The organism is Paenibacillus amylolyticus, from assembly GCF_001570725.1.
GTDB classification, from domain to species: Bacteria; Bacillota; Bacilli; order Paenibacillales; family Paenibacillaceae; genus Paenibacillus; species Paenibacillus amylolyticus_A.
In genome coordinates this window covers 505,830-525,092 of the sequence record NZ_BCNV01000005.1, presented here as the reverse complement: position 1 = coordinate 525,092, position 19,263 = coordinate 505,830, and the positions used below count along the sequence as shown (strand labels likewise).

16 protein-coding genes and 1 pseudogene are annotated in these 19,263 nt (G+C 47.9%); 4 read left to right on the top strand and 13 right to left on the bottom strand.

What is annotated here, in order from left to right:
• Positions 1–2: 2 nt before the first annotated feature.
• The 9 genes from PAHA3_RS22325 to PAHA3_RS22285 all read right to left on the bottom strand — a co-directional run bounded on the left by PAHA3_RS22325 (position 3) and on the right by PAHA3_RS22285 (position 8,090).
• Positions 3–1,592 carry a spore germination protein gene (locus tag PAHA3_RS22325; RefSeq protein WP_082762952.1) on the bottom strand — a complete coding sequence of 530 codons (1,590 nt, stop codon included), beginning with the start codon at positions 1,590–1,592 and terminating at the stop codon, positions 3–5.
• Between the two features lie 187 nt (positions 1,593–1,779).
• Positions 1,780–2,115 (bottom strand): hypothetical protein, encoded by a 336-nt coding sequence (locus PAHA3_RS22320; RefSeq protein WP_062836857.1) that lies wholly within the window; start codon positions 2,113–2,115, stop codon positions 1,780–1,782.
• A gap of 44 nt (positions 2,116–2,159) precedes the next feature.
• Positions 2,160–2,861 carry a pirin family protein gene (locus tag PAHA3_RS22315; protein WP_062836856.1) on the bottom strand — a complete coding sequence of 234 codons (702 nt, stop codon included), beginning with the start codon at positions 2,859–2,861 and terminating at the stop codon, positions 2,160–2,162.
• A 339-nt stretch (positions 2,862–3,200) separates the two neighbouring features.
• Positions 3,201–3,614 carry a DoxX family protein gene (locus PAHA3_RS22310; RefSeq protein WP_062836855.1) on the bottom strand — a complete coding sequence of 138 codons (414 nt, stop codon included), beginning with the start codon at positions 3,612–3,614 and terminating at the stop codon, positions 3,201–3,203.
• A 53-nt stretch (positions 3,615–3,667) separates the two neighbouring features.
• On the bottom strand, positions 3,668–4,528 hold the full coding sequence (locus PAHA3_RS22305; RefSeq protein ID WP_062836854.1) for a M56 family metallopeptidase: 861 nt from the start codon (positions 4,526–4,528) through the stop codon (positions 3,668–3,670).
• 1 nt (position 4,529) lies between these two features.
• Positions 4,530–4,946: a BlaI/MecI/CopY family transcriptional regulator gene (locus PAHA3_RS22300; protein WP_062836853.1), complete on the bottom strand. Its 417-nt coding sequence runs from the start codon at positions 4,944–4,946 to the stop codon at positions 4,530–4,532.
• A 208-nt stretch (positions 4,947–5,154) separates the two neighbouring features.
• Positions 5,155–6,618, bottom strand: a complete 1,464-nt coding sequence (locus tag PAHA3_RS22295) for a catalase (protein WP_062836852.1) — start codon at positions 6,616–6,618, stop codon at positions 5,155–5,157.
• Positions 6,619–6,912: 294 nt separating this feature from the next.
• Positions 6,913–7,719 (bottom strand): winged helix-turn-helix transcriptional regulator, encoded by an 807-nt coding sequence (locus PAHA3_RS22290; protein ID WP_062836851.1) that lies wholly within the window; start codon positions 7,717–7,719, stop codon positions 6,913–6,915.
• On the bottom strand, positions 7,695–8,090 hold the full coding sequence (locus PAHA3_RS22285; protein ID WP_036612807.1) for a Fur family transcriptional regulator: 396 nt from the start codon (positions 8,088–8,090) through the stop codon (positions 7,695–7,697). Before PAHA3_RS22285 ends, PAHA3_RS22290 begins: the two co-directional genes overlap by 25 nt.
• A gap of 279 nt (positions 8,091–8,369) precedes the next feature.
• Between PAHA3_RS22285 and PAHA3_RS22280 the strand changes: the two genes are divergently transcribed.
• Positions 8,370–9,482, top strand: coding sequence for a GGDEF domain-containing protein (locus PAHA3_RS22280; RefSeq protein ID WP_062836850.1), 1,113 nt, complete (start codon positions 8,370–8,372; stop codon positions 9,480–9,482).
• Between the two features lie 126 nt (positions 9,483–9,608).
• Here the strand turns inward: PAHA3_RS22280 and PAHA3_RS22275 are convergent, their stop codons facing one another.
• From PAHA3_RS22275 to PAHA3_RS31245, 3 genes and pseudogenes are all read right to left on the bottom strand, one after another.
• On the bottom strand, positions 9,609–10,547 hold the full coding sequence (locus PAHA3_RS22275) for an aldo/keto reductase family protein (RefSeq protein ID WP_062836849.1): 939 nt from the start codon (positions 10,545–10,547) through the stop codon (positions 9,609–9,611).
• A gap of 167 nt (positions 10,548–10,714) precedes the next feature.
• Positions 10,715–11,725, bottom strand: coding sequence for an ATP-binding response regulator (locus tag PAHA3_RS31250; protein ID WP_371327955.1), 1,011 nt, complete (start codon positions 11,723–11,725; stop codon positions 10,715–10,717).
• A 150-nt stretch (positions 11,726–11,875) separates the two neighbouring features.
• A pseudogene (locus tag PAHA3_RS31245) lies at positions 11,876–12,310 on the bottom strand (GAF domain-containing protein); the annotation flags it as partial.
• A gap of 481 nt (positions 12,311–12,791) precedes the next feature.
• On the opposite strand from PAHA3_RS31245, the gene PAHA3_RS22265 reads away from it, so the two are divergent.
• The 3 genes from PAHA3_RS22265 to PAHA3_RS22255 all read left to right on the top strand — a co-directional run bounded on the left by PAHA3_RS22265 (position 12,792) and on the right by PAHA3_RS22255 (position 16,315).
• On the top strand, positions 12,792–14,753 hold the full coding sequence (locus PAHA3_RS22265) for an anaerobic ribonucleoside triphosphate reductase (RefSeq protein WP_062836847.1): 1,962 nt from the start codon (positions 12,792–12,794) through the stop codon (positions 14,751–14,753).
• The gene (gene nrdG / locus PAHA3_RS22260; protein WP_062836846.1) at positions 14,750–15,259 is read left to right on the top strand and encodes an anaerobic ribonucleoside-triphosphate reductase activating protein; all 510 of its coding nucleotides are present in this window, start codon (positions 14,750–14,752) and stop codon (positions 15,257–15,259) included. The genes PAHA3_RS22265 and nrdG overlap by 4 nt, the downstream gene beginning before the upstream one ends.
• A 216-nt stretch (positions 15,260–15,475) precedes the next feature.
• A complete protein-coding gene (locus PAHA3_RS22255; RefSeq protein WP_062836845.1) occupies positions 15,476–16,315 on the top strand; it encodes a methyl-accepting chemotaxis protein in 840 nt (279 codons plus the stop codon).
• Between the two features lie 76 nt (positions 16,316–16,391).
• On the opposite strand, the gene PAHA3_RS22250 is transcribed toward PAHA3_RS22255, so the two are convergent.
• Positions 16,392–19,214, bottom strand: coding sequence for a glycoside hydrolase family 3 C-terminal domain-containing protein (locus PAHA3_RS22250; protein ID WP_062836844.1), 2,823 nt, complete (start codon positions 19,212–19,214; stop codon positions 16,392–16,394).
• Positions 19,215–19,263 lie beyond the last annotated feature (49 nt).

Genomic DNA, 19,263 nt, shown 5'->3' with positions numbered 1-19,263 from the left:
GTTCACCATCCTTCCTCAGCTTCAGGCGAACCATTGATCTTTTCATTCATCCGTTTCTGGTTATCCTGAACCGTAGAAGGACGATTAATCATTTTCCACCACGGTACACGAATGAGAATATCTTTGGTATCTGTTTTGCTGTACGGGCTAAGACCTGACAGATATGGCACACCAAACGAAGTCATCTGTGTCAGATGCACCGAAATCAGGACCAAACCGATCACAATACCATACAGTCCGAGCATGCCCGCCAGTAACATGATGGGAAATCGCAACAAACGCACCGTAATCGCAAAGTTAAACCGTGGAATCGTGAAGGAAGCTATACCTGTCATCGAAACAATAATAACCATCGGCGCCGATACAATCCCCGCCTGAACTGCGGCCTGTCCGATCACGAGTGCACCGAGGATACTGACGGCCTGACCCACCGTTTTGGGTAACCTGACCCCGGCTTCCCGGAGGGCTTCGAACGATAGCTCCATGATGAGGGCTTCCACCAGAGCCGGGAAAGGGATGGCTTCCCGAGCACCGGCAATACTCAGAATCAGCGTGGTAGGCAACATATCCTGATGAAAAGTCGTGATCGAGATATACAAGGCGGGTAGGAATAGAGCGATAGCTACGAATAAAAAGCGGATCCAGCGTACCAGATTACTGATGAAGAATCGTTCATAGTAGTCCTCGCTGGCCTGAAGCATCTGCCACATCGTGACTGGAGCAATCAACGCAAAGGGAGTACCGTCTACCATAATGGCAAACCGCCCTTCCAACAGGTTGCCTGCTACCGTATCCGGACGCTCGGAATAGTGCATTTGCGGGAATGGCGAATACGGGTGGTCCTCAATCAATTCCTCGATATAACCTGTCTCCAAAATGCCGTCGATACTTATTTTTTCCAGACGTTTCTTCACGTCCCGTATCAACTTCGGATCAGCAATATCCTCAATATAGGTCAGAACGATATCCGTCTTGGTTTCTGTACCGAGGGTCATACTGACCATCTTGAGTGAGGGTGTTTTTAGCTTAAACCGTAATAAAGCCGTGTTCACGCGCAGCGTTTCGGTAAATCCCTCTCGCGGTCCCCGAATTACGGATTCCGTCTGAGGTTCCTCCACACCGCGTCTTACGCCGCCTTTTACGTTGAACATCCAGGCTTCGCTACTGCCATCGACCACCAGAAGGGCCGAGGATGCCAGTACCCCTTCTGTCGCAGCTGCCCAGGTTTCAACGCGCTTCACTTGGGTCAGCTCAACGGTTGTATCATCCAGCGGAACATCAGGTTTATCTGTTCGCTGCTGCACCAGCCCTCGGATAATCGGACGCAGCATATGCTCCTGGATATCGGCCGAGTTCACAATGCCTTCAATATAGACCAGAAGTCCTTTGACTTCTGGCGTAATCATAACGTTGCGGAAAACCACATCAGAACAATCGGAGAAGATTTCCTTTACCGCCTGAATCTGAGTTTCATGTATTTTACTGATCGGCTGCCGAATAAAAGGCGGGGACGGCAGTCCCAGAGGGATATGTTTTTTTTCTTCTCGTTCGGGTTGTCGGGACTTGTCTTTCCCAGATGTTTTGTCTGCCATATGCCGCCCCTCCGTTCTTATTTTTATACAAGGTAGCTTGTGCCAGACAGCTGGGAATTATGTGGTCTTTTTTGCAAATTTACGAATGATTCCTCTGAATGCAGACAGCAAAAAGGCCTCTGTATTTAACAGAGACCTCCTTAACTATTCCAAAACCTGTTCAACCTATATTTCAGACACGTCCTAGTTAATCGGCAAAATAATCTTCAGGGACATAACGAATCTCCGACTTCGCATAAATGCTCAGCGTATGACGCTCCCTGTCGTACTCTACCCGCTCACCCTCTACGTAGTACCAGTGCTTCAAAAGGGGCTGATCCTTGCGTTGAACGAAACGAAATACATTCAGTTCCTGTCTAAGCTCCATAATCTGTTCCACAGTCTGCTCGTCCAGACCCGTAACGGTAAAAATAAAACCTGTGCCCTCCTGTTGGAAGCGATAGGAAAGCGCGTCTGTTTTGCTATTTGCCAGTCCTCGTCCAGTCACCGCATGTTTAACCATAAACCATTCCTGTTGCGCCATAAGTGTATATCCTCCTTCATCTTGGAGTTCACTCCATCAGCCATTTACGGCAGATCAATAATCATATAGAACGTATCTTCGTTTGCTTGCAGCTCTATTGAATCCCGCTGTTCCACACGAGCCGTGTCTCCTTCATTCAACAGGTGCTCTCCATTCAATCCCAGCTTGCCTTCAATGGAGAAAATGTACATCCGGCGGCCCGTATCCTGATTAAAGGTTAATGTCTCGTCTTTGGTCAAACGTCCAAGGTAGATCGTCATATCCTGATGAATGGTCGCAACTCTTGGACCTCCGTCTGGCGATACAATAGGCACAAGCTTTCCTGCCAGTGCTGCTGGATCAAATGATGTGGTCTCATAGGAGGGTTGCAACCCTTTCGTATGCGGCATGAACCAGAGCTGGAGCAAACGTACCTCTTCGCTATCAGATGCATTATGCTCGGTATGAATCATGCCACTGCCTGCTGACATTCGCTGAATACCGCCAAATGCAGTAACGGCCACGTTGCCCAGGTTATCCTCATGTCGTAGCTTGCCGTTCAGTACGATGGATACAATCTCCATGTCACTATGTGGGTGAGCCCCAAAACCGCGACCTGGCGCAATCACATCGTCGTTCGCTACCCGCATCGGTCCAAACGCCGTATTCTCCGGGTCCTGGTATTCTCCAAAGGAAAAGCTGTGACTGCCACGGAGCCAGCCTCGATCAAAGCTGGAGCGGGCATCGGATGGAATGACGTTAATCATAAAATGCATCCTCCTCATCTTAATTTGATGTACTCAACTTCAAAATTTATATTCTTATTTTTATTTAGTAACATACTTATTCTCATTGTATCAGAACAGAGGCATATCGTCCAAACAAGGCGAAACGGCTGTGACCGTCCTCTAGCGACTCAGCGTGTTTCATTCCGAAGAACTATAGAGAAGGATGGTGAAATAATATACTTCCATATATTTAAAAAAAGCTCTCTACCAATCAGCCCGGTTCGCAAATCCATTTCCCGAACCGGCCTGGTCAATAAAGAGCCTCGTTGCAGAACTCATCCTGCAATTCAATATTTTTTTAAGCGATCGTTAGTCAGTTCAAGCACTCACATTCTGGCGAGCGTTCCCCTGTCTGGAGAAAAGATGATCTACAGCCAGGAAGCGGCTTCCTGTGAAGAGCAGTGTCAGGGAACCCGCCAGCAGCAGGTAATCGAACTCGGTACCACTCATGAACGGCTCACCCACTTTGGCTGTAAGCAGAACGCCACCCATAACGATGACAAACAAGGCAGCAAACACACGTGTTCCCAGACCCAGAATCATCGCCGCACCACCCACCAACTCAATAATGGCTACAACCGATGCAAGAAATCCGGGAATACCGATACTTTCGAAGAAACCTACCGTACCGCTGATTCCACCTTCGAATTTACTCCAACCGTGCAATACAAAGATCAAACCGATCATAATCCTTGAGAAAAGTAATCCTATCTCTACACTTTTGTTATTCATGTTCATCTTCCTCCCTAGTGTTATATTCAACCTCACATTTAGCCAAAGTTGATTTATCCAATGGACCAAACAAACAAGATAGACAGCAACAGGAAAACGGTAGCCGACATCAGAACAGCATAGCGTGGCAATCTCAGCGTTACGTCCTTTTCCGGGTCCAGGAGACGTGAAATCCGCACATTTACCGACGTATCTGCAAATGAAGATTGAACGGTCAGTTCCTTTGCTCCCCAAGGCTCAGGACAAGCCCGGAGCAGCTTGAGTAACGCACTGCCAATGCCTGCCACATTGCCTGTACGCTCGACGGCTTCGTTGTCCGCCAGAATCTCTCTCACGATATTGTAATGTTTCGACGTATGCTTCAATACGGGAATATAAGGCATCATGATTGCAAACACCGACAACAGCGTCGTCTTCAGTGGGTCACGGTGCCATAGATGATGGACTTCGTGGTACACAACTGCGGTCTCCTCTTCAGCATCCAGCATCGTCAGAAGTCCTGTGGAAAGTACGATGCAAGGTTTCCATAAACCGATTGTAAATGCAACCGGCGATGACTTGTCCACCACAATGAATCTGGGCTGCCCGAGATGGAGATACCTGGACTCCAATTCACGGGATAACGCACGAACCTCCATGGAGCGGAGTTTACGCACAGCTGCCCTGGTTTTTATCATACGAACCGTTAGCAACCAACCTGTTCCGGCAAATGTCAGCAACACCAGTGCCAGCAGGAAATGTCCAACAGATAACCATCCCAGACGACTCATCCAATGATTGCAGAGCCATAGCAGATTAAACGGGATATCCCAGCCAAAAATTTTGTACATCGCGTACATGAACATCTGCATGAACACGAGTAACGGAATGCCAAACCCGACGGTAAACAAAAGCTTCGAGCGGGCCCTCCACATCTTAATCGCTATCCTTTTTCCACTGTTTGATCTTCTGTTCTAGGCGTTCAATCAGACCCGCATCTGCTTCATCCAGCGCATCCAGCATATGATTCAATGCCAACGCTCCGAATTCATCCACCAACTCATGTGACAGTTCCTTGGATTGGTCGTTCATAAACTCCTCCTTGCTCTGTACCGGTTGGTACATAGATGTTCTGCCCTTTTGTGTCTTGCCAAGCAGTCCTTTGTCCACGAGCCGGTTCATTACGGTCATGACTGTATTAAAATTGACGTCTTTGTCTTGTTCAAGTGCAGTCTGCACTTCACGGATGCTGCTGCCAGGACGAGCCCATAAAATGTCCATGATCTTGGCTTCCAGCGGACCGAAAAATCGGTTGAGCCCACGCTCACCCACTTTGAAATTGTGTATTCTCATGTTCTGACACCCCTCACACTACCCATTGTAGTGCCATCATATGAGAAGTCAACCTCTATGTCAGCTATTTTATGTAAATGATTTGTAAATTTGTTTTCCATTTCAGCAAAAAAAGCGAAAGACCGGGAGTTCCGCACGTTCGCGGTTCTGCCCGATCTTCACCGAAAATCAGCCCATATGATGTTGTAGAACATGGTTAAACTGTATTTTATTTTCCATCCTGTGACGGCATATGTGCAGAAATATCCACGCCGAGTCCATGAGCCAAACGTCCGCCAAGCTGTCCATCCGCCCGGAAGAAGTGGCAGAGGGCACGCATTTGAATATCAACAGATACGCCCTTAAGGTCATTGATCAGATTATCTAGCAAATGCTGCTGCTCTACAGGGGTAAATGAACGGAAAAGCTCTCCTGACTGCGTGTAATCATCCGTCTTCTCGATTTTCTCACGTGTAACATGCCCTTGCAACGGAAGCTGACTGTCCCGGTATGCCGGATCTTCCTGCGGGCTGTTTCCGGAACTGTTGGGTTCATAGTTTACCGGAGATGGGTCCTGATTCACATTCATGAGTCCATCACGCTGATGATTACGAACAGGTGCGTACGGGCAATTCACTGGAATTTGCAAATAGTTCGGTCCAAGACGGTGCCGCTGTGTATCTGGATAAGAGAATAAGCGTCCTTGCAGCAATTTGTCTTCGGAAGGCTCAATTCCTGGTACAAGCGCACTAGGTGAAAAGGCAGCCTGCTCCACTTCAGCAAAGAAATTCTGCGGATTCCGATTCAGGGTCATGGTGCCCACCGTATGGAACGGCAGTACATCTTCAGGCCAGGTTTTGGTTGGGTCGAGCGGATCAAAAGCAAAATCATCCATCTGCTCAGGCTTCAACAGCTGTACCTGAAGCTTCCACTGCGGGTACTGCCCGTTCTTGATATGTTCATGCAGGTCCCGGGTAGCATGGTTAAAGTCTTGTCCCTGTACTTCGGCAGCTTCCTGACGAGAGAAGCCTCTAACCCCTTGTGCAGACTCCCACTTATATTTTACATAGTGAACCTGCCCCTGTGCATTAATCCATTTGAAAGCATGTACGCCGAATCCATCCATCTCCCGATAATTCGCCGGTGTGCCCAGATCAGAGAACAACCAGGTCATCATATGCGTTGATTCTGGTGAGAGGGTCATAAAGTCCCAATATCGCGCCGGTTCCTGAATATTCGTATCCGGAGCTGGCTTCAGGGAGTGAACCATGTCGGGGAATTTCATGGCATCACGAATGAAGAATACGGGCAGATGGTTACCGACGAGATCATAGTTGCCTTCACGCGTGTAGAATTTGACCGCAAATCCACGTGGATCCCGTGCAGTCTCTGGTGATCCCGTACCGTGAATAACAGTCGAGAAACGAACCAGTACATCGGTCTCCGTACCCGGATCTTGCAGGAAGTCAGCTGTTGTATACTCCTTCATGCTCTGCTCCAGTGTGAATACGCCATGAGCGCCTGCTCCTCTTGCATGTACGACCCGTTCTGGAATACGTTCACGGTCAAAGTGGGCTATTTTCTCAATGAGATGGTAGTCTTCAAGCAGTGTCGGTCCTCTTCTACCTGCTGTGCGGGAATGCTGATTGTCACCTACGGGTGCGCCCTGATTGGTTGTCATACGTTCTGTCATCATGTCGTCCTCCTCTAATGGGTTTCACGGCTGCTATATATCTACTATTAAAATCATATTCGGCTTCGATTTAAATATACATTTAGACTTGATCTAACTGTTAAATTGATTCTAACATGTCCAGCTCTGCTCTTGCATGAGGTTCACATGAGTTTAAGATGAGGTTCTTGCACACTTCATGAATGAAGCATGATTAATGTTTCTAAGGGAATGATTTTGATCTGCCTATCTATTAGTTAGTACCCGAAAAATCATGAAGTGAAAGATTAAATTTGAGCAAAAAAAAAAAGCGGACTAATCCGCCAGGCGGTAGCCCACTCCTCTTACTGTTACGATATATTGCGGCGAAGACGCGTTATCGCCCAATTTTTTGCGCAAGCTTTTAATATGAACATCGACCACATTACTTCCACCGGTAAAGTCCGTCTCCCAGATATCACTGAGCATTTCCTCACGGGAAATGACTGCACCTTTGGCATCGATCAGCTTGAGCAACAGATCATATTCGGTCTTGGTCAAGTGAATTCGGTTATTATCGCGCTGCACACTCATTCGTTCACGATCGAGCCACAGATCCTTAAATCCGATGCGCTGCCCTTCCTCAGGCAAAAATCCACGTTTGGGCAGAGCAGGACTGTTGCCAATCATACGCTGCACCCGGTACAGAGCTTCCTGCGGGCGTGCAGGCCACACCAGTAATTCCTCCTGAAGCATCGGTCCACTCGCGCTGCCGATCATCTTCTCACCGACCAGATACAGACAAGGCGTGGTATGTTCCGCCTCCCGGTTCAATCGGCTGCTGATCCCAGCGAATGCATCGATGGTTCCTGCAACAGACAGATCATAGATCAACAGGTCGAAGACAAGACGTTCATGCAGATCCGGTTCCCAGCGGTGAAAGACCAGCACATCGAAGCAGCTATCCGTCAAGGCCTTTACCAGTTCATGTACTTGCCCCGGCATCGGGCTGATTAGAATAACACGGCGTGTAACAGGACAATTGTCCACAAGAGGTGCTGAATCGGACAAGGCTGGTTTAACCCGCAGAGGTAAACGACGGCCAGACAGCTTTATTTTTACTTGATCCGTTTGTTTCTGCATTCCCCGCAGACACCTCCAAAGACCACATGAGCATGGTCGATTGCATATCCGGTTTCTTCAGCTACCTGTTTCATCCATTGTGGAGGAACCTCCGTCATCACCTCGTCCACTTTGCCGCACACTTCACACATAATGTGCTGATGATCATCCATGCGGGCATCGTACCGGCTTGCTGTCTCCCCAAGCTTAAGCTCCCTGATCAATTCTTTGTCCGTCAGATAACGAAGAGAATTATATACCGTACCATAGGCCAGATTATATCCTTGTTCCACGAGTCGATTCATGACATCAGCAGCTGTCGGGTGATCCTCCGAATGGCGCACCACATCATACACCGCTTGCCGTTGTATCGTCAGATTTAAAGTTCTCACAACCATTTCTCCTTTATTATTGATCCATTTTATATGAAATCAGACGCTGATCTTCTACTTACTTACGATAGTTTCCCCATAAAAGAAGGAATGAATTTTGATTTAGATTAAGTATAAATCTCATTGTATAATGAAGTCAACATTCATGCCAATAAGCAGGATATGGAATTAAAAATGCCTTTCCCAGCAATCCCCTCAAGAATTTGGGATAATATGGTTCGCTACAGCATCATTTTTCAGATAAAATATAGGGATGTGCGTAAAAAGGGGGAATGTCGGTTGTTTAGCACTTTTTTCATTAATATCTGTGTCATGATTACGTTTATGTACGTGTCCGGAATCATCGCCAAGTTCTATAGTATCCGATTGCCTTTTCCCTCATTACGTGTTCAGTTGATCGGCGGCTTATTATTCGGCATATATGGCACAGTACTCATGAACTATTCCTTCCCTCTGAACGAAAGTACAATTGTAGATCTACGGCATTTGGCCATCGTCACCGCAGCGGTATATCTGGGAGGACTGGCTTCGGTCATTACGGGACTCGTTATCTCGATCCTTCGTATTCTGATGTTTGGCATATCTTCCTCTGCTATTGATGCAGGATTTGTCATGACGCTGATCGGACTGTCCGGTGTATATTTCGCCTATGCTTCCTGGTCCAGATTGACCAAAATTATTACGATGAATCTGCTGGGCATAACGTTGATCTTTATCATCCTTATGCTGAACACGGACAGCATGAATTCATTAATGAAGGTATATCCGTTACAGATGACCATTTCCTTTGTCGGTGGGATCTTTATCTATTTCATCGCAGAATTCATTAATAAATCCAATGAAATGTTATTTCTTTTGGAAAGAAGAGCATCTACCGACCACCTTACCAATCTGAGCAATCGGCGACAGTTCGAAAAATCACTTCAATCGGAGCTTCAGCATGCGCGGGATTACCAACAAAAGCTGTCCTTGCTGGCCATCGATATTGACCGATTCAAAAAAGTAAATGACACATTCGGCCATTCTGCCGGTGATGCCGTTCTGAAGCAACTCGGCCAACTGCTCGTTGAACATGCGCGTTCCACCGATATCGTATCACGAAACGGTGGTGAAGAATTCGCCATTCTCTTGCTCGACTGTGGACATCGACAGGCCATGGCTATCGCTGAATCGATTCGCCAAGGGGTAGAGAGATATCAATTTGCCCTTCCTGACGGGCACACGATACGTCTGACCATTTCCATTGGTGTAGCTGTGTATCCGGATCATTGTGATGATCATGATGATAACGACTTCTTCGAGCAGGCAGACCGTGCATTATATGAAGCCAAGAACACAGGACGTAATCGCGTGTGTGCCTTACCACTTCGTTCTCTGCCTCTTACGCTTTAAAGTCTGTTATCACCTACTATGTTCCACTTCACAAAAAGGGATGTCTCGTTCGCCATTCAGGCGTACAGGACATCCCTTTGCTTATGGATGATTACATATCATCCGAGCTTGTTTGCTGAAAGAAGATTACGCAAGAATGCCCTCAATCTCCTCGATAATGGAAGCATCCAGCTTCACGCCAGATGCAGCCGCATTCTCTTTTACCTGCTCGGGACGACTCGCCCCTACAAGTGCACTGGACACATTGTTCTGGCGCAGAATCCAGGCCAGGGCCAGTTGGCCAACCTTCAGATCCAGCTTGTCCGCCACTTCAATCAGTTGACGAACTTTCCCGATGCGATCCGCATTGATTTTTCCTTCGTCCCAGCCCAGCTTGGCAGCACGGCTGTTCTCCGGAATATCGGAAACGGACGTATATTTCCCGGTCAATAGACCTTGAGCAAGCGGAGAGTATACAACTTGTCCGATGCCTTTACGTTCACCCAGCGGAATAATCTCATTTTCGATATATCGGTCAAACATGTTGTACACCGGCTGATTGACCACGATATGATCCAGGAGCAGACGATCTGCTGTACCCAACGCAGCTTCCATCTGAGCCGCAGTCCACTGGCTGACGCCAACATACAACACTTTGCCCTGACGCACCAGATCATCGAGCGCACGAAGTGTTTCTTCAATCGGTGTTTCGGTATGATAACGATGGCAATAATAGATATCCACATATTCAACGCCTAAGCGCTTCAAGCTGGCTTCACATTGCTCCTTGATATGTTTGCGAGACAGGCCCTGGTCATTCGGACCATCACCCATTTTGCCAAATACTTTGGTTGCAAGCACATAGGAGTCACGGGAGTATGCTTTGAGCGTCTGCCCCAGCAGTTCTTCCGCTGCACCCCGTTCGTATACATTGGCTGTATCAAAAAAGTTAATACCTTCATCGAATGCAGTTTCAATTGATTTCACCGCATTTTCACGTTCCACATACCCTCCGTACGTCAGCCAGCTTCCCAGGCTGATCTCGCTTACTTTCAGTCCGCTTCCACCTAATCTGCGATAATCCATTGATTGCATATCCTCCTCTATTGGTTATAAAGATGAAGTTCACATTCTATTGTAACGTAACCAGCTCGGAATAAAAGGGCTTTGGCTCAGAAAATGGAAAATTCAAAAGAAGCGCACCTATAACAGGTGCGCCAAATTAAGAAATTTATATTCGTCTGTCTGCACAATTAAGGCAGCGTAATACTTAATGCATTCAACAGATCCGCCTGTCTGACCGGCTTCGTTAGAACAGCATCAAAGGTTTCGGCTTCATGCAGGGCAATATGCATACCATAGGGAACCAGAGCAACGACGGGCAGATTCTCCAGCCGCTGTTTCAGTTCATGTACAAAATCGACTGCGCCACCTTCCCGTAATCCCATATCCACAACGGCCACATCCGGCTTGAAGCCTTCCTTGATCCAATCATGCGCTACGGTCGAACCGGAGGTCATATGCACATCCATCTCCCATCTGCGCATCAGGGAAGAAACGCCTTGCAGAATATCAGGGTCTTTGGCAAGCAATACCTTTCTGCCTTTTAACCGCTGCTGAACACTTGCCAGCTGTGGCAACTCCCAGTACCTGCGTAATGGAAGGCTAATCTGAAATTCCGTCTCATTCTCCATCATACGATCCACCTGAATACGGCCATGCATGAGAATGGCAAGATTCTGACTTACCGCCAGACCCAGATTGCTTCCGATCAGTTTTTGGATATCCGATGACATCTGGCCCGTGTACTTCACCTTGAGCACAAGTGTACCGGTCTCCTCAGTCTCTTCTCCGTTCACCACTGCCGTGATCAGAACCGACCCTTCACGCGTTGAATCCATAGCATACTGAATAACATGTGCAAGCAGCTGACCAATCTTGACTTCATCACCAACGAACACTTGCGACACATTCAGTTCGAGATTTAATCCCAACTCAATGTTCTTGCCTGCTGCAATCCCGGCATAGAGATAGACGGTATTCTCAATGGTGCCGACCAGATCGAACGGATCATCATGTATAACGGTTTTACCTGCCTCATTAATATTGAAATTCATCATATTATTAAGCAAGGAGAGCAGGATATTGCCGCTCGTCTCAATCATATTCACATATTCCGACTGCTCCTCAGACATATCCGGAGTACGCATCAGATCCGTCAGTCCAAGGATGCCGTTCAACGGATTGCGAATCTCGTGACTCATCAGCTTTAGCATCTGCGCTTTGGTCATGGCCTCCGATTCGGCTCGTTCCTTCTCTGCCTGGAGCTGCTCTTGCATTTGTTCCGAATCACTCAGCTTCCGTTCCTGTACATGCAGCGTGCTCTCTAGATCGACAACATAACCCAGGAACACAGCCATCGCATTCAGTGTCTTCATGTCGGTTTCGCTGATCACGTAATCAGGATTATCCATCAGACAAATAGTACCGAATGTTTCGCCGGATCTTCGCATAATGGGCACCCCCACGAAGAAACGATTCCCGAGCCCACTCGTGACATCCATAGATCGTGTCATCGGATGTTCACATGTATTCTGGATGGTAAGAACACTGCCCTTGTCTCTTAATACCAGACTGCAATATGATTCGTTAAATGAAAGTACACTACCTTTAACGATTAACTCTTCCGTACGGTTAAAGGCCTCCAAAATGACATTCGTTACCCCGTCATTCGTGGCAACGAAGATGGTATTGACCTTCAATATACCACTTAATACGTCTACGATATGGGCCGCAGCTTCCTTTATATCTTCATAGAAGCCTCTCGTAATGCCTTCTGCCGTCCCCATGATTCACCCCTCTTATCTTAGCTGCACTTTCAAATCTGTATATCAGAATGTTTAATCACGTACAGGGGTCATCAAAAATCCGAATAGCTGTCACAATCTATACTTATATGATTAACACCGTAGAAGTATAAGAGAATCATACTCCCTGCCCATAGCCCATTTTTGGACAAAAGCAGGTCTTAAACGGATGGCTTAATAACCGAAAAGTCATGTCAAAGCTCCTTTTCGTATTGATCAAAACCCATCTTGTCCGACTTCGGATATTATACTTGCAGAATAACTAGAAATTATACGCTTCCGCTCAGACTTTGGGAACCTTTATCCGCAGCAATTAAAGGAAAGTCCATATTGCCAAATGAGCTATGTGATCATTATCACACCCAAAAAACCACATATAGTTTATAAATGGATAATACGAATCTACATATAGTGTTATGTGGAAATTGAATGATATCCGAAATCATTTTAGGAGGAACCTTACATGAACATGCTTGAGTATGCCACTCCACCGGCATCCGATCTATTATCCGACCTGGGACGACGAATTATTGGCGCAGAAGACGCCGATACGCTGAGGGAAAATGCCAATCTGAACGGAGACTCCTTCAGCGGCAAGATGAGCAGGCTCGGTTCGGAGACCGCCAAGTGGCATGCTCTGCGTCATGTATTGCCGGAAGAGCTTGCTCAAGCTGTGGAGAACGGGGATCTGTATGTACACGATCTGGATCAGTATGCACTCGGAACGACCAACTGTATCTTTATCCCGTTTGACCGTCTCCTCGCTGCAGGCTTCAACACAGGCAACGGATCGGTTCGCACACCTCAGACGATCATGTCTGCCATGGCTCTGGTTGCGATCATCTTCCAATCCCAGCAGAACAGTCAATATGGCGGTGTATCAGCTAATAAGATTGATTGGGATCTGGCGCCTTATGTACAGCGATCGTTCCGCAAACATTACCGCAAAGGGCAACGCCTCTTTGGTGAGAATGTCCTGCTTGAGGATGAACAGCTTCATCTGGACAGCATCGAAGCGAAGAATCAATGTCCGCGGGCATATGCCTTCGCCTATGAAGAGACTGAATTGGAGACAGGACAAGCTGCTGAATCGCTGATTCATAACCTGAATACGATGAGCAGTCGGGCAGGTGGACAGATTCCTTTCACTTCACTGAACTATGGATTATGCACATCAGCGGAAGGTCGGTTAGTATCACGCTCATTGCTGGAAGCGACGATCCGTGGTCTGGGCAACGGGGAGACACCTGTGTTCCCCCAACATATTTTCCAATGCAAACAGGGGATTAATCAAGCTCAAGGCGAGCCGAACTATGACTTATTCCGTCTCGCAGTCACCTGTTCATCCCGGCGGATGTATCCCAACTTTGTCAATGTGGATGCCTCCTTCAACCTGCCCTTCTATCATCCGGAAGATCCGGATACAATCATCGCAACCATGGGATGCCGCACACGTACACTGGCTGACCGTTTTGGGCGCAATCGTCAGAGTGGTAAGGGGAATCTGTCATTCAATACCATTAACCTGGTCAAGCTCGGCATCCGGTATGGCATCTGCCAGGGCAGTAGGGCCGTTGCCGATCGGGCAGGTTTCTACACCGCCCTCGAATCCGTGATGCATAATGCTGCTGACGGTCTGTTGCACCGCTACCGCATCCAGACCGTGCAGCCTGCCAAGGCATCGGACTTCATGATGCGGGAAGGTGTATGGGAAGGTGGCGAACAGCTCGCTCCAAATGAGCCTGTTGCCAATCTGCTGAAACACGGTACGTTATCCCTTGGTTTCATCGGTCTCGCTGAATGTATGACAGCTCTCTATGGGCGCCATCACGGGCAGGACCCTCATGTGCATCGGGAAGCGCTGAACATTATTCGAACCATGAGAGAGTTCTGTGACCGGATGAGCGAGCAGCATAACCTGAATATTACCCTGTTTGCCACACCGGCTGAGGGATTGTCCGGCAAATTCACGAAGATCGACAGAGCGCGCTATGGCATCATTCCTGGAGTTAATGATCGGGAGTATTATACGAATTCATTCCATATTCCGGTCTATCACACGCTTCCAGCTTATCGGAAGATTGAGCTGGAGGCTCCGTTCCACACGTTATGTAATGCGGGTGCAATCTCCTATGTGGAGCTTGATGGAAACGTTCGAGCCAACACCGCAGCTTTTCTGCGGATCGTACAGTATGCACTGGCACAGGATATCGGTTATTTCTCCATTAACCATCCGATTGATCGCTGCCCTGCATGTGGTTATGAAGGGGTCATCGGGGATGTATGCCCAGGTTGTGAAGTCCATGAGGACCATGTGCACTTCCAGCGGTTACGCCGCGTAACCGGCTATCTGACCGGAGATTACAAAGTACGCTTCAATGCTGCGAAACAAGCCGAAGTACGGGATCGGGTGAAGCACCGGTGAATCTGTATGGATACATCCCGGAATCGGTGAATGAAGGGACAGGCCTGCGTGCCGTGTTGTTCATCAGCGGATGCCGTCACGCCTGTCCGGGCTGCTTCAGTCCGGATTCGTGGAGCTTTCGAGCGGGTGAACCCTTTACAGAGGAGCGGCAGCAGCAGATTCTGTATGAAGTGACGAACCATCCGTTGCTGGATGGCGTTACGTTGTGTGGTGGTGATCCCTTTTTCTCGGCAGCAGAATGTACGTCCTGGGTCCAGCAGCTTCGGGCTGCACGTCCTGATATGACGGTATGGGCCTACACAGGATTCGAATATGAAGAGCTGGTCACCGACCCTGTGAGAGCGGAGCTCGCCCGGTTGTGCGACGTTATTATCGATGGGCGATATGTTGAAGCAGAACGTGATGTCTCCCTGCCCTTCCGCGGCAGTCGGAATCAGCGTTTGATTGATGTCAGTGCAACACTAGCCACTCGAACCATCGTTACAATGCAGCTCAGTATGCTGTAAACATTGGTTTTATTCCCCTCACCAACTAACAAGGCACGGGTCCCCAGTGGACTCGTGCCTTGTTAGCGTATAGCGGTCTTCTTTAAAGAAATAAGTTTTATCATTCTCTCTACTTTCTTCTCTATTGCATGACGATATATTATATAGGTAGTTAGTAATTTAGCATTTAAAATTTAACCGTTTACATAAGGTAGCCAGGGAGGATTAACCTTTTATATGGATATTGTTCAAGCATTAATTACATGTATGCCTTTCTTTCGAGACACCATCCGTCAGGATGTGACCCTATCCGTTATTGATCACGAGAAATTCCTGTATTTTTCAGCAGGTGAATCGCTAAAGCAACTGAAGTATCAACCCGGAGATCCTTTGTTGGATGTAAATCGAAATTTTGCAGATCTGAACGGCGGTACAGTCAAACGATTCGATCACTACTCCAAGGATATATTCGGTGTTCCTTTTGACGTAGCATTTATTCCCATTAAAAATGAACAAGGTGAAGTCATCGCCCTGTTTAATCTGCTCTACAGTATGGATGACCAGGATCAGCTGCAACAGCTCATGGATGCTACCGAAAATCTGACCAACCAGTTAATTGACAGTGTACAACATGTAGCCGCACACTCCGAGGAGCTCAGTGCCACAACCGAAGAGATCCGGAACAACTCCAAACAAGCTGTACAGAAATCAGGCAATGTCACTCAAGTCGCCAGCTTCATTCGTGAAATCTCTGAACAAACCAATCTGCTCGGCTTGAATGCAGCTATTGAAGCTGCTCGTGTAGGTGAAGCCGGTGCAGGTTTCGGCGTTGTCGCCAAAGAAATTCGCAAACTGTCTGTGGATACCAAGGAAGCGACGGCCCGCATCGAAGATTCTCTTCTGTCAGTTCGCCAGTCCATTCAGGGCATGGAGAATGAACTTGGTGAGATCACCGCAAGCTCCCAAGAGCAGGCTGAACTCGTAAACAATTTTATGAGCACGATTGAGCAGTTAAATGAAACCAACAAGCAATTGAAGCAATTTGTACAAAAAATGATTTCGTTTGACGGAAAATAAAAATACGTTTAATGGTCATTAAACAACAAACTAAGCCTCCGAATACATTCGGAGGCTTTTTCATTAGCTATTCAACTTAGCGAATCTCGAAGTGGCTGATGCGTACGCCTGCGGACAGCACAATGTATACATCCTGTGCACCTGATGCACCCGTGAGTTCTGCCTTAACGGTAGACCACTGCTGGGCTTCGCCTTGCGCAAGTTCCACACGTCCTGCGAGCGTACCCTCCGGTGAACCGAGTCGCACTTCCAACACAGCACCTGCTTGTTCTGCGGATACACGAGCTTCAATTGCTGCTGCCCCACTACCCAGATCCGCATCCTTAAAGGCAATCCATCCTTGCTCTCCAATTACGCGGACAGCACTTCCGCCCTCTTTGCTCTCATCCAGGTCAACACCCAGGTAAGCATCATAATTCTCAGCACGGGTAGCTACGCCCAGATTACGAGCAGGGATCGTCTCTCCTTCTACCGTCAGGTCTGCAACCAGCTGAACATCGGAGGATGACTTGGCAACCATGATGGAGTATGTTCCGTTTTCCACGACATACCGATCACGAGTTACATCCCAGATTGCCAGTTCCTGAACAGGCAAGGTGAAGCTGACTTTCACTGTAGCTCCGGCTTCGATATGAAGACGACGGAATCCTTTTAACGTTTTGAGTGGACGTTTCACTCGGGATTTGCCTGCACGAACATACAACTGTACAACCTCGTCGCTAGCCACTGAACCGGTATTAGTCACATCCACAGTTACCGTAACGTTGCCCTCTGTACCCACTTGAGTTGGGCTAAGTTCCAAATTGCTGTATTTAAACGTTGCATACGTTAGACCATGTCCAAACGGATACAGTACATTGCCTTCAAAATATTGATACGTGCGACCGGATTGAATAATATCGTAATCTTTGATGTCGGTCAGTTGATCTGCCGATTGTACCCATGTCATGTTCAAACGGCCTGCTGGCGCATAGTCGCCATACAATACGTCAGCCACGGCGTTACCCAGTTCCTGTCCTGCGTGTGAAGTGTACAATACCGCCGGGATGTTCTCCTGAACCCAATTCGATGTGAACGGATAACTACCCACGATGACAACTACCGTGTTCGGGTTCGCGGCATAGACCGCCTCAACCAGACGTTGCTGCGATTCGGCGAGATCCAGACTTGGACGGTCAATTTCTTCTTTACCATTTACAAGCGGATTATTACCGACAAAGACAATCGCCGTTTCCGCAGCCTTGGCAGCTGCTACTGCTTCCTCAAGTCCATTCACAATCACATCCTGCTTGAATGTCTCTGTAGCACCGAAAGACTTCAGTTCTTCGGACACTGCGAATGCATCGTTTCCACCATTAGGTGCAGTCACCGTTTTGCCATTCCATGTGGTAAGACCTACACTTCCGTCCTCTTGTGGCAACAGGTGGAATACTTCCTTCACGAACCAGCCGTACACTTCATCAGCGGAAGCCGTTACGGTCTCTTCATCTGTCGTCAGATATTTGCCGTTGCTTTCAGCCTGCAAGGTATAACTTCCGAAGCCCCAATCGGACACCATAAATGTCTCCGCTTCTCCGGAAGCAATAACAGGTGATTTTTCACCATCTGCCAGTCCAATTTTTTTCCCATTGGCTACGGAAGTTAACGTAATACGATCATTACCATCCTTGAACGCCACTTTGTCGCTGCCTACTTTGCCACGGATCGCCTCAAGTGGGGATACGTTATACGGCATGGTGCCTGCATACCAGTCACGATAGACGGTTCCACCCAATTGACCAATCACAGCCACTTTACCTGCTTTTGTTTTGTCCAGCGGGAGCGTGCCTTTGTCGTTTTTGAGCAATACCACTTGTTCTCTCGCGGCTCTGAGGGAGAGTTCTTTTGCTTTCTCCGTCATCATGGACTCTTCACCAATAGCAGCGTACGGGTTGCCTTCTTCCGGATCAAACTCACCCAGGCGGAAACGCACACGGAACGTATTGAACAACGCCTTGTCGATGTCATCCATCGTGAGTGTACCTTGTTCCAATCCTTCACGCAGTGCCTGTTTGGACAGATCGGCATCATCGGTGATGCTATCAATTCCGGCTTTAACAGACTCTACCGTACCTGGTGTGTGGGAATCATAGTATTTATGATCGTTCTTAATACCCATTACATCGCCTGCATCACTGACAACGAAACCATCCATGCCCCATTCACCTTTGACAATCTCGTTCACAAAAGGATGCAACAACGCTGGCGTACCATTAATGGAGTTGTACGCCGTCATCATGGACTGTGCGCCGCCTTCCTTAAATGGCTTCTCGAACGCTTTCAGATAATATTCACGCATGTTGCGAGGATCAATGCTGGACGAACCGCTTCCGCGATCCACTTCATTATTATTCGCAAGGAAATGCTTCAAGGTAGCGACCGCTTTGTAATACTTCGGATGGTCGCCCTGAATTCCTTTGACCAATGCTGTCGTCAGCTCTGCTGTCAGTTCCGGATCTTCACCATACGCCTCTTCATTCCGTCCCCAGCGCGGGTCACGTTCCATATCCACTGTAGGTGCCCACAGCGTAAGACCGTTCACTGCCGGATTGCGTTTATAAAATACACGTGCCTCGTCTCCGAGAACGGAACCAATCTCCTTCATCAGATCCGCATCCCACGTGCATGCAAGCCCCACTGGTTGTGGGAAAGATGTTGCTTCTCCAAGCCATGCCAAGCCGTGGGCCGCTTCTGTTCCGTGTTTGTATGCAGGTACACCCAAGCGATCTACTGCTGGCTGATATTGCAGCATGGATTCAATTTTTTCATCTTCAGTCAAGCGGGATACAAGGTCCTTCACCCGGGTGTCTAACTCTAGTGCTGTATCTTGAAACGGATATTTCGTTTGGTTGGTCGTCATATAGAATCTCCTTTGGTTATCGGTAGTAATTAAAATGATAGCGAATACA

What these genes read in the sequence shown, in the direction of transcription:
- PAHA3_RS22325 (WP_082762952.1), bottom strand. Translation starts at nt 1,592, where the DNA reads ATGGCAGACAAAACATCTGGGAAAGACAAGTCCCGACAACCCGAACGA.
- PAHA3_RS22320 (WP_062836857.1), bottom strand. Translation starts at nt 2,115, where the DNA reads ATGGCGCAACAGGAATGGTTTATGGTTAAACATGCGGTGACTGGACGA.
- PAHA3_RS22315 (WP_062836856.1), bottom strand. Translation starts at nt 2,861, where the DNA reads ATGATTAACGTCATTCCATCCGATGCCCGCTCCAGCTTTGATCGAGGC.
- PAHA3_RS22310 (WP_062836855.1), bottom strand. Translation starts at nt 3,614, where the DNA reads ATGAATAACAAAAGTGTAGAGATAGGATTACTTTTCTCAAGGATTATG.
- PAHA3_RS22305 (WP_062836854.1), bottom strand. Translation starts at nt 4,528, where the DNA reads ATGTGGAGGGCCCGCTCGAAGCTTTTGTTTACCGTCGGGTTTGGCATT.
- PAHA3_RS22300 (WP_062836853.1), bottom strand. Translation starts at nt 4,946, where the DNA reads ATGAGAATACACAATTTCAAAGTGGGTGAGCGTGGGCTCAACCGATTT.
- PAHA3_RS22295 (WP_062836852.1), bottom strand. Translation starts at nt 6,618, where the DNA reads ATGACAGAACGTATGACAACCAATCAGGGCGCACCCGTAGGTGACAAT.
- PAHA3_RS22290 (WP_062836851.1), bottom strand. Translation starts at nt 7,719, where the DNA reads ATGCAGAAACAAACGGATCAAGTAAAAATAAAGCTGTCTGGCCGTCGT.
- PAHA3_RS22275 (WP_062836849.1), bottom strand. Translation starts at nt 10,547, where the DNA reads ATGGATTATCGCAGATTAGGTGGAAGCGGACTGAAAGTAAGCGAGATC.
- PAHA3_RS31250 (WP_371327955.1), bottom strand. Translation starts at nt 11,725, where the DNA reads ATGAGTCACGAGATTCGCAATCCGTTGAACGGCATCCTTGGACTGACG.
- PAHA3_RS22265 (WP_062836847.1), top strand. Translation starts at nt 12,792, where the DNA reads ATGAACATGCTTGAGTATGCCACTCCACCGGCATCCGATCTATTATCC.
- PAHA3_RS22255 (WP_062836845.1), top strand. Translation starts at nt 15,476, where the DNA reads ATGGATATTGTTCAAGCATTAATTACATGTATGCCTTTCTTTCGAGAC.
- PAHA3_RS22250 (WP_062836844.1), bottom strand. Translation starts at nt 19,214, where the DNA reads ATGACGACCAACCAAACGAAATATCCGTTTCAAGATACAGCACTAGAG.